Origin of the sequence: Cryobacterium sp. MLB-32 (genome assembly GCF_000738085.1) — a bacterium.
GTDB lineage: Bacteria > Actinomycetota > Actinomycetes > Actinomycetales > Microbacteriaceae > Cryobacterium.
On record NZ_JPRS01000065.1, the window covers coordinates 1 to 9874 of the forward strand.

The 9874-nt window shown below is 62.1% G+C and carries 7 protein-coding genes, 1 tRNA gene and 1 pseudogene; 5 read left to right on the forward strand and 4 right to left on the reverse strand.

The window, feature by feature from the left end; translation table 11 throughout:
• Positions 1 to 236: 236 nt before the first annotated feature.
• From JF66_RS22215 to JF66_RS08645, 3 genes are read left to right on the forward strand one after another with little or no spacing between them, the layout of a single operon-like run.
• Positions 237 to 3215: a PAS domain S-box protein gene (locus JF66_RS22215; RefSeq protein ID WP_081882250.1), complete on the forward strand. Its 2979-nt coding sequence runs from the start codon at positions 237 to 239 to the stop codon at positions 3213 to 3215.
• An 18-nt stretch (positions 3216 to 3233) separates the two neighbouring features.
• Complete coding sequence (locus JF66_RS22220; protein ID WP_081882251.1) at positions 3234 to 4076, forward strand: response regulator; 843 nt, start codon at positions 3234 to 3236, stop codon at positions 4074 to 4076.
• 2 nt (positions 4077 to 4078) lie between these two features.
• Positions 4079 to 5284 (forward strand): EAL domain-containing protein, encoded by a 1206-nt coding sequence (locus JF66_RS08645; RefSeq protein WP_035877071.1) that lies wholly within the window; start codon positions 4079 to 4081, stop codon positions 5282 to 5284.
• A 24-nt stretch (positions 5285 to 5308) separates the two neighbouring features.
• Here JF66_RS08645 and JF66_RS24250 read toward each other — a convergent pair whose 3' ends face one another.
• The 4 genes from JF66_RS24250 to JF66_RS08665 all read right to left on the reverse strand — a co-directional run bounded on the left by JF66_RS24250 (position 5309) and on the right by JF66_RS08665 (position 8750).
• Positions 5309 to 5926, reverse strand: coding sequence for a TetR/AcrR family transcriptional regulator (locus JF66_RS24250; protein ID WP_051973310.1), 618 nt, complete (start codon positions 5924 to 5926; stop codon positions 5309 to 5311).
• Positions 5926 to 7221: an ABC transporter permease gene (locus JF66_RS08655; RefSeq protein ID WP_035877073.1), complete on the reverse strand. Its 1296-nt coding sequence runs from the start codon at positions 7219 to 7221 to the stop codon at positions 5926 to 5928. The genes JF66_RS24250 and JF66_RS08655 overlap by 1 nt, the downstream gene beginning before the upstream one ends.
• The gene (locus tag JF66_RS08660; RefSeq protein ID WP_081882253.1) at positions 7218 to 7991 is read right to left on the reverse strand and encodes an ABC transporter ATP-binding protein; all 774 of its coding nucleotides are present in this window, start codon (positions 7989 to 7991) and stop codon (positions 7218 to 7220) included. The genes JF66_RS08655 and JF66_RS08660 overlap by 4 nt, the downstream gene beginning before the upstream one ends.
• Positions 7992 to 8102: 111 nt before the next feature.
• The gene (locus JF66_RS08665; protein ID WP_035877075.1) at positions 8103 to 8750 is read right to left on the reverse strand and encodes an MBL fold metallo-hydrolase; all 648 of its coding nucleotides are present in this window, start codon (positions 8748 to 8750) and stop codon (positions 8103 to 8105) included.
• 121 nt (positions 8751 to 8871) lie between these two features.
• Between JF66_RS08665 and JF66_RS08670 the strand changes: the two genes are divergently transcribed.
• Together JF66_RS08670 and JF66_RS08675 are read left to right on the forward strand one after the other, a co-directional pair.
• Positions 8872 to 8944 (forward strand) — tRNA-Glu (locus JF66_RS08670).
• A gap of 304 nt (positions 8945 to 9248) precedes the next feature.
• A pseudogene (locus JF66_RS08675) lies at positions 9249 to 9874 on the forward strand (TerC family protein); the annotation flags it as partial.

The following is a 9874-nucleotide window of genomic DNA, read 5'->3' on the forward strand; positions in this document are numbered from 1 at the left end:
CTATCGCTACGCCTATGCCAACAAGCCGCGCTGGCAGGGAATTTAGGATCCTGGACCCGCTCGTTTCACCCCTCAAAAGGGGGGTCAAAATCAGTCATTTCGTGCTATAAAAATACCTAGAGGATCAGCAATGATTCCCATCGACTCGTGTACGCGTGAGTCGGGGTCACGGAACGTGAGCCTTTCCGATGGCCGGGAAGCCAGACATCTGTCCCGTCGCTCACGGAAGGTACGCCATGAATGCACAGACCGGAATCGGCGGGCCCCCGTCTGAAACCACGACCACGGCGCGGGGAGTGTCCGATTCCGGGGATGAGGTGCGGCGCGGGGCCCTGCAGCGGGCGATTTTCAATAGTGCGAACTTTTCCAGCATTGCCACGGATGCCGATGGCGTGATTCAGATCTTCAACGTGGGGGCCGAGCGCATGCTGGGCTACGGCGCCGACGAGGTCGTGAACATCATCACGCCGGCGGATATTTCCGACCCGCAGGAACTCATTCTGCGCGCGTCCGAGCTCAGCCTGGAGCTGGATACACCCATCACGCCTGGTTTTGAGGCATTGGTCTTCAAGGCTTCGCGGGGTATCGAAGACATTTATGAGCTGACGTATGTGCGCAAGGACGGCACGCGTTTTCCAGCCATTGTGTCGGTGACAGCCCTGCGTGATGCGAGCGATTCGATCATCGGTTATCTGTTGATCGGCACGGACAACACAGAGAGAAAACGCGCCGAGGAAGAGCTGTTGAACGCCGGGGCCCTGCAGCGGGCGATTTTCAATAGTGCAAACTTCTCCAGCATTGCCACGGATGCCGATGGTGTGATTCAGATCTTCAACGTGGGGGCCGAGCGCATGCTGGGCTACAGCGCCGACGAGGTCGTGAACATCATCACGCCGGCGGATATTTCCGACCCGCAGGAACTCATTCTGCGCGCGTCTGAGCTCAGCCTGGAGCTGGATACACCCATCACGCCTGGTTTTGAGGCATTGGTCTTCAAGGCTTCGCGGGGTATCGAAGACATTTACGAACTCACCTACGTGCGGCGGGACGGCAGCAGGTTTCCCGCGATTGTTTCGGTGACAGCCCTCCGTGACGCCGAGGGAAACATCATCGGCTACCTGCTCATCGGCACGGACAACACGGCACGTATACAAGTGGAGGCCGCCCAGGCGTTGCTCGACCAGCGCCTGCGCGACCAACAGTTCTACACGCGTTCCCTGATCGAGTCCAACGTCGATGCCCTGATGGCTCTGGACCCACAAGGCATCATCTCCGACGTGAACCAGCAGATGGTGTCGCTGACCGGGCGCACACGGGACGAGCTGATCGGCGCTCCCTGCCGCCATTTGTTCACCGATCCAATGCAGGTTGATTCGGCGATCAAACTCGTCCTGAGCGAAAACAAGGTCAGCGACTATGAGGTGACGATGAGGGCCCTGAACGGCGAGGAGACCGTCGTTTCCTATAACGCGGCAACGTTCCGCGATCGGGACCGAAAACTGCAGGGCATCATTGCGTCGGCTCGAGACATCACCGAGCGCCGTCGGTTCGAGCGGGCGCTGCAAGCGCAGAACGTGGAGCTGGAGCACGCGAGCCGAATGAAGTCGGAGTTTCTCGCGACGATGTCGCATGAACTGCGCACTCCGCTGAACGCGATCATCGGTTTCTCAGAGGCCCTCAAAGACGGCCTGATGGGGGAAATGACCGATACCCAGAACGAGTACATTGGTGACATCTTCACGAGCGGGCAGCATTTGCTTGCGCTGATCAACGACATACTCGACCTCTCGAAGGTGGAGGCGGGCATGATGCACCTCGAACTTGAGCCGGTGGACCTCAAGGGTCTCTTGATGAACAGCCTGTCGATCGTGCGGGAAAAGGCCGCGGCCCACCGGATTCGACTGGAGATCGACGCCGGCGACGACCTCGGAGTACCCAACCTCGACGCACGCAAGACGAAGCAAATCGTCTACAACCTGCTGTCGAACGCGGTCAAGTTCAGCTCACCCGGTGCAACCGTCACGCTTCATGCCCGCCGAGTGACGCGCGCGTCCGTGGGGATCCTGCCCGGAGGCTGGCCCATCTACGGCTTCCCGCTGGCGGACAGCGAGTTCACTGACTTCCTGGAAATCTGCGTAGAAGACACCGGCATCGGCATCTCAGAAGAGAACATGGGCAAGCTCTTTCAGGCCTTCAGTCAGATCGATAGCGGGCTGGCACGCAGGTTCGAGGGCACCGGACTCGGGCTGGCCATGGTGAAACAGCTGGCCGAACTTTACGGAGGCACCGTGGCCTTGTCGAGCGCGGAGGGCGAAGGCGCGCGATTCGCCGTCTGGGTGCCGCTCATCGAAGGGTCCGAATCCGCCGAAGAACCGCCCAGAGCCGTGGCGGTGTCCGCCCCGCGCGGGACCGACGCTGACTCGGCTCCCGGGCCCGATGCCGTCGCCGTCGCGGTCGGCGTTGCGAAGCCTCGGCCCGCAGCGCTTGTCGTCGAGGATGACGAGCAGTCTGCTGATCTCGTGCGGCTTCTGCTGGAGGCCGAAGGTTTCAGTGTCATCGTCGCCTCGAGCGGTGAGGAGGCCCTGTTAGTTGCGCCGCAGCGGCCCCTCAGCCTGATCACCCTGGACATCGGGCTTCCCGGAATGGACGGCTGGACATGCCTCCAGCGGCTGCGTGGCGAGAAGAGCGTGGCCAGTGTGCCCGTCGTGATCATTGCGGGCCTCGCGGACAGCCGTCTGGCGCTGAATCGCGGTGTCGTCGCCGTCCTGGAGAAGCCGCTCAGTCGGTCCGAGCTCAAGAGCACACTGGGTGTGCTCGGGTTACGCGTCGAGGCGCGGAAGACCCACACCGTTTTGATCGTCGATGATGATCCCGGGGCCGTTGAGTTGATGTCGGCTTATCTTCCCGCGTCGGAGTACGCCGTGGTGCGTGCCTACGGCGGCGCCGAGGGGATTACCCTGGCTCAACAGGTCAGGCCTGATCTGATTTTGCTGGACCTGATGATGCCCGATCTGGGTGGACGGGATGTCATCCGGACACTGCGCCAGGACCCGGTCACGGCTTCGATCCCGATTGTGGTGATCACGGCGCACCCCCTCACCCAGGAGGAGCGCGTCGAGCTTTCGGGCGAAGGCGATCGGGCTATTCGTGTCATCGACAAAGCGGGCTTTGACCGACTGAGCTTCGTGGCAGAAGTCAAACGTGCCGTCTCCTAGCCTGGAAGGGATGGGCACATGGCCCGAATTCTGATTGTCGAAGACAATCCTGCAAACCTCAAGCTTGCGACGCTGTTGCTGAGCCGTGCCGGTCATGCGGTGCTGCCCGCGATCGACGCGGAGGCCGGGCTGGCGCTGGCGCAGTCCGAAGCGCCCGATCTCATCCTGATGGATATCCAGCTCCCCGGCATGGACGGGCTCACGGCGACGTCGATTCTCAAGGCGATCCCGGCAACCGCGGCTATCCCGGTGATCGCTCTGACGGCCATGGCGATGAAATCTGACCAGGAGAATTCCCGGCTGGCCGGCTGCGACGGCTATATCACCAAACCCCTGAGGTATCAGGAGCTCTATGCAGCGATCGACGAGCTTCTGGGCGCATCCGTGAGCGAGACGTCGCCATCGCTTTTCTCGGACCCTGAGGGTACAGACGGCCCGTCGGAAATCCGTGATCGGGCGGATGCCGGCGTGCCCCACCTCGATGTCAGCGTGTTGGAGGGACTCGTCGGCCACGACCGGGCGACCCTCCTGGATTTCCTTGACATGTTCCAGTCCAGCGCCGCCCTCATCGCTCGCGAACTCACGTCCGCGTGCGCGAGGCGAGAGGCCATTGTCGCGGGTGCGCAGGCCCATAAACTCAAGTCCTCCGCGCGCGCCGTCGGAGCGATCACGCTCGGTCAACTGTGCGCCGCGCTGGAAACGGCGGGTCGAGCCAACGACATGGAGGCGCTGAACCGCATCCGGCCGGAATTCGAGGCGGAACTCACTGCGGTGAACGCGGCCATCGACGGTGTGCGTCAATCGTGGACGCCGACAGATTCTGATGTGCGTTCCGAAATCGTCCCCCCAGAAGCTCGGTGAAAATGAATAACTCTGCGCTTCGAATACTGGTGGTCGACGACGAGCCGTTCACCGGCAAGTTGCTTCACCACATGCTGACCGGAATCGGGTTCACCGACGTCACCGTTCGCGAAAGCGGCGCGGCTGCACTCGAGCTCGTGGGCGGCCTCATCCCGCCGGAGCTCATTCTTCTCGACCTCAACATGCCGGGCATGGACGGCATCGAACTCGTTCGCAAACTCGTCGAGCACGATTACAACGGCAGTGTCGTTCTGGTCAGCGGTGAAGACGAGCGGGTGCTCCAGACAGCCGTCTACCTGGTGCGGGCGCACCACATCACGGTTCTCGGGCACTTGAACAAGCCTGTGTCGGCAGTGGAACTGGACGAGGTGACGGCGCGATGGAAGGCTGCCGCGGCACCCCGCGCCGTGATCGAGCCGTACCGTTCCTCCGAACTGAGGGCAGCCATCCAGAACAACGAGCTGGTCAACTATTACCAACCCAAGGTAAACGTGCTGACCGGTGTCGTCTCAGGCGTTGAGACCCTCGTGCGCTGGCAGCATCCTCGTGACGGGCTGGTCTTCCCTGACCGTTTCATTGCCCTGGCCGAAGAAAACGACATGATTGACGAACTCACTCGGGTCGTTCTGAACGACGCCCTGCACCAGGCCAGGAAGTGGCACGAGGACGGGCTGCACCTCAAGGTCGCGGTTAACCTGTCGATGGACAGCTTCTCCTCGGTTTCGTTCGCAGACGTCATCTCCGACGCGGTACGGAGGGCCGGCGTGGCTCCCCAGGACGTCGTGCTGGAGGTCACCGAGAGCCGTCTGATGCTCGATCAGCGCGCACCGCTCGAGATCCTGACCCGGCTGAGGTTGAAACGATTCCGTTTGTCGATCGATGACTTCGGCACAGGAAACTCCTCGCTCACCCAACTGCGTCAGATCCCGTTCGATGAGTTGAAGATCGACCAGAGCTTCGTGCACGGTGCCTCACGTGACGCCACGGCGCTCGCGATGTACAACGCCAGCCTGACTCTTGGCCGACAGCTCGGTATGGAGGTTGTGGCCGAGGGAGTCGAAGACCGGGAGGACTGGGACCTCGTGCGGCGCACCCAGTGCGACGTTGCGCAGGGGTATTTCATTGCCCGGCCCATGCCCGCCGCGGCCCTCATGGAGTGGATCGCGACCTGGAACCGACGACTGCCCGAGCTCGTGGCTACCGGCTGAGGCCTTCGCGTCGACGAGAGCGTGTCACAGCGTGCGCAGCGTCGTGCGCAGGAGGCGTGACGTGTGCGTGAGCGAGTCCGTGGTGTCAGACCCATCGCTCGTGATCCACTGGGTGGTCATGTAGCGCAGGACGCCGAGCATCGCATGGGCGAGCAGGTTTGCCTTGTCGCGCAGCTCGGACTCCGAGGCCGTCGGCGTGGCATTCCGGTTGATTCGCAGGTAGATGAGTTCGGACAGCTCGGTCGTGATCCGATTCATGCGTTCCATCTGCTTGAGCAGCAACTGTGGGTTCCGCTCGAAGAGCCGCAGTCGATCGGCGAGAAGCGTGGTGTCCGGACTGCCGCGGAGAGAAGTGGTCACCACCAGCTCAAGCACCTCCGCGAGTAAGTCCGGGCCGTCGGTGGCGATGAATGCTCTGGCCTGGGCCTCATCGATCTTCGGTGGCTCATCGCCGATCACGGCGGCATCCTTCGTCTTGAAGTAGTTGAAGAACGTGCGCTGGGAGATGCCGCTCGCTTCGCAGATCATGTCCACGGTCAGGTTGTCCAAACCGTTCCGCAGAACGAGGTCGACGGCGTTGCGCTCGATGCGGAGTGACGTTTCCCGGTGCTTGATCTCCCGGCCGCTCAACTGTTCGATCACTATTCGTACCGCAGAGACTCGATCGGATTCTGTTTTGCCGCCCGTTGCGCGGGAAGCGTGCCGGAGAGGAAGGCAATCAACATCACGAGCAGGATGACGAAGGCGATACTTGTCGGCTCAAAGAGCAGGATGTTGAGCCCAGGCAACCCGGACAGGAATCCATTCGCGAGCACGGAGCTCAGGATGGAGCCGAGACCGACGGCCACCCCGGCGCCAATGGCACTGCCCAGAAAACCGATGACGATTGCCTCCAGGCTGAAGAGGGCGTAGACCTTGCCGCCGCTCATGCCCATTGCCTTCATCAGGCCGATCTCACGGGTCCGCTCTTGGACGCTCATCAAAAGGGTGTTGATGATTCCGAAGGCGGCAGCGATGAGCGCAATCACGGCGAAGGCGTTGAGGACTCCGACGATTCCGTTAATGACCGTTTGCACGGCCCCCAGTTGATCGGCGATGGTGTTGGCGGTGTAACCCATGGTGTCCAGGTCCGACTTCAGGGCCGTGACGCCCTCCGCAGAAAGGGTTGAGTCGAAGTGGGCGATGGCCACTCCGTAGCTCTTCACGGTCGTGGTCATACCGCCGGCCTGGGTATCGGCCAGCTGCGTGATGAGCGCCGCGTTCGCGCCGGCTCCTGTTGCCAGCAGGCTCTCGAGGGAGACCCCGACAATCGTGGCGTCAACGACATGTTGCTCGCCGAGTACGTCCGTGATGCCGATCGACACCGGTTTGCCAACGGCATCGGCATTGGAGCTGAAACCCAGCGGCGTGACAAAGCTGTCGGGAAGCATGAGCTGGGCTTCACTCGAGCCGCCATCGAGTTGCGCGCCCGCCGTGAGGTCGGCCGTGGTGACAGCCGAGGTCGCGTTGATACCCAACTCATACGGGGAGCCGGACCCGTTCTGCACGTAGTCCGGCGTCACCATGCGAACAGGGTCAACAGCGAGGATTCCGGCGGTGGCCGCAATCGCCGTGAGGTCCGACTCCGCAAGCGCCTTCACCGTGGTGCCGGGAGGGCCGTTCGAGCTGGACGTGTTGGTGCCTGACGTGGCCGGGTCGTACTTCACCGGGCCGTCCGTGGCGGGTCCCTGAGCGGGCTTCTGCGTCACGATGAAGACGTCAGAGGCGCCGAGACTGCCAACCTGGGCGTCGACGTACTGGGAGACACCGGCGCCAACCGCGTTGGTCAGGGTCAGGGTGAAAGCGCCGACGAAGATCGCCAGCACGGTGAGAGTCGTGCGCAGCTTGCTGCGGAAGGTATTGGAGATCGCGGAAGCGACCAGATCTTGGGCTCTCATGCCACGCCTCCGGCGGGGTTCAGTTCTGCGGCGGACGACGGCAGGGTGTGCCTTGCGCTGGACGTTTCAGCGGATGCTGTGGAGTGCGTTTCCTTGACGATGAGCCCGTCGCTGATATAAACCTGACGGTCACAGCGGGCGGCGAGGTCCTCGTCGTGGGTCACGATGACCAGGGTGATGCCCTGCTCGCGATTGAGGGCGAAGAGAATGTCCTCCACCGTGCGGCCGGTGGTCGAGTCGAGGTTTCCGGTGGGCTCATCGGCGAAAATCACTCGGGGATTGTTCACCAGGGCCCGGCCGATCACGACGCGTTGCTTCTGTCCACCGGAGAGAGTGGTGGCCTTCTTGCCGGCCTTGTCGTCGAGTTCGAGCTGCTTCAGTACCTGCAGGCCGCGTGCGCGGCGGGCTTTCGTGCGGATGCCGGCGATCTTGAGCGGCAGAATCACATTGTCGAGCACGCTCACGTTGGGCGTGAGGAAGAACTGCTGGAAAACGAAACCGAACTCCTTGTTCCGGAGCTCGTTGACGGCGCGCTTCGACAGCGTCTCGGCGTCTTTCCCGGCTACCTGCAGCGAGCCCTTGTCGGGTGCGTCGAGGAGGGCGAGCAGATGCATGAGGGTTGATTTACCCGAGCCGCTCTTGCCCACGATGGCGACGGTCTCTCCGGTCGCGACCCGCAGAGAGACTCCCTTGAGTGCGTCAAATCGGCTCGAACCTGATCCGTAGGATTTCTCCAGGTCACGTGCGTCGATTACCCAGTCCGCTGGCATTGTGCCCCATTCTCAACGATGTGCCGTCGCAGCGAGCGACGATGTGCAGTGACTGCACTCTAATGTGCAGTACTTGCAAATTGACTGGGACAGAGTCGATTGTGGTCGGAGTTACAGGTTGAGGGAATCGCCGGGCTCGAGAGGGAAGAACTCGCCGCCACACTGCTCGGTCGCCGCCTTGATTCGAGCGTTGGACAGGTCCTTTCCTGCGCGAGACAGGAGCATTTCGTGGGTGGGAAAACTCCGCCGGGGCTTCACGGCGAGCACATAGTCGATGACCTCACTGATCTTCAGCCAGGGGGCGCCGGCGGGCACCGCGAGCGTGGCCACGGTCACGCCCTCGGGAACGGTGAAGGAATCGCCGCCGTAATAGAGCTCGTCGTTGATGAGGACACCCACGTTGTCGACGACCGGCATCGACTCGTGGATCACGGCGTGGTGCCGACCGAAGAAGCGCATGGTGAAGGGGCCGATCTCCACCACATCCCCGCTCTGCACGACCGTGACCTCGATGTCGGAAACGGCGGCGACCGCGGCCGCGACGCCGGCCGGGGCATAGACGGGAACGGAGGGGTTCGTGTCGACCACGCGGCGCAGCTGCTCCGGCGTCCAGTGATCGGCGTGCTCGTGCGTGATCACGACGCCGGCGGTCCGGGCCGTGTCGGCGAGCGCGGTGGTGAACGATCCCGGGTCGATATACAGCTTCTCTCCCGACAGCTCGAGGATCAGTGCGGCATGCTCGAGCTTGGTCAGTTTCATGACCCGAGCTAATACCCATTCCGCCCGCGGCGCAACATGAAATGGGCCGTTTCCAGACTCGGTCCGCTCTCGGTTTGGTTGTGTCGTGTTTCGTGTGGCATACTCGTAAAGTTGCAAAAACGGCCCCATCGTTTAGCGGCCTAGGACATCGCCCTCTCACGGCGGTAACGCGGGTTCGAATCCCGCTGGGGTCACACGAGCTACGAACCGAAACAAACCCTCGACGAGTCGGGGGTTTTTTTGGTTGTCGCCACGGCTGAACGACCGCGCGGCACTGGTAGAATTTCGACAGCGAAGGGGAGTATCCCTAGGAACTCGGAAACGGGAACCATGCCGTGATCGTCAAGACGGGCTCCAGAGTCGAAGCCCCGGTCGCGGTGGTGTCGGTCTCCTGCGGGGGTGTCTGCGCGGGAGAGACTTTCGGGTTCACAGCTGTTCAGCACCGTGGGAGTTCGGCACCGTGGGAGTTCAGCACCCGTCATAGTGAAAGGCCCCGTTTTGGAACTCGCTCTGCCCCTCTGGTTTGAAATTGGATCGCTCGTCGTCCTGACGCTGATTCTGGTTGGCGACCTGCTGATCGTTTACAAGCGTCCCCACGTGCCGTCCATGCGCGAGGCAAGCCTCTGGGTGGCCTTCTACGTGGGACTCGCCCTGGTCTTCGCGCTCCTGATGCTGGTGCTCGGCGATGCGGAACATGCGGGCCAGTTCCTCGCCGGGTGGCTCACGGAATACAGCCTGAGCATTGACAACCTCTTCGTCTTTGTCATCATCATGGCGAGGTTCTCGGTGCCCAGGAAGTACCAGCAGGAAGTGCTCATGGTGGGTATCATCATCGCCCTGGTCCTGCGGGGCATCTTCATCCTGCTCGGCGCGCAGCTGATCGAGAACTTCAGCTGGATCTTCTATATCTTCGGCGCCTTCCTGCTCTACACGGCGATCAAGCAGGCATTCTCGAACGAAGACGAGGATGAGGACACCGAGAACGGCTTCATCCGCCTGTTGCGCCGCCGGATCAGTATCTCCTCCCAGTACGACGGTTCCAAGATTCGCACCCTGATCGACGGCAAGAAGATCTTTACACCCATGCTCATCGTCTTCCTGGCGATCGGCACCACGGACCTGAT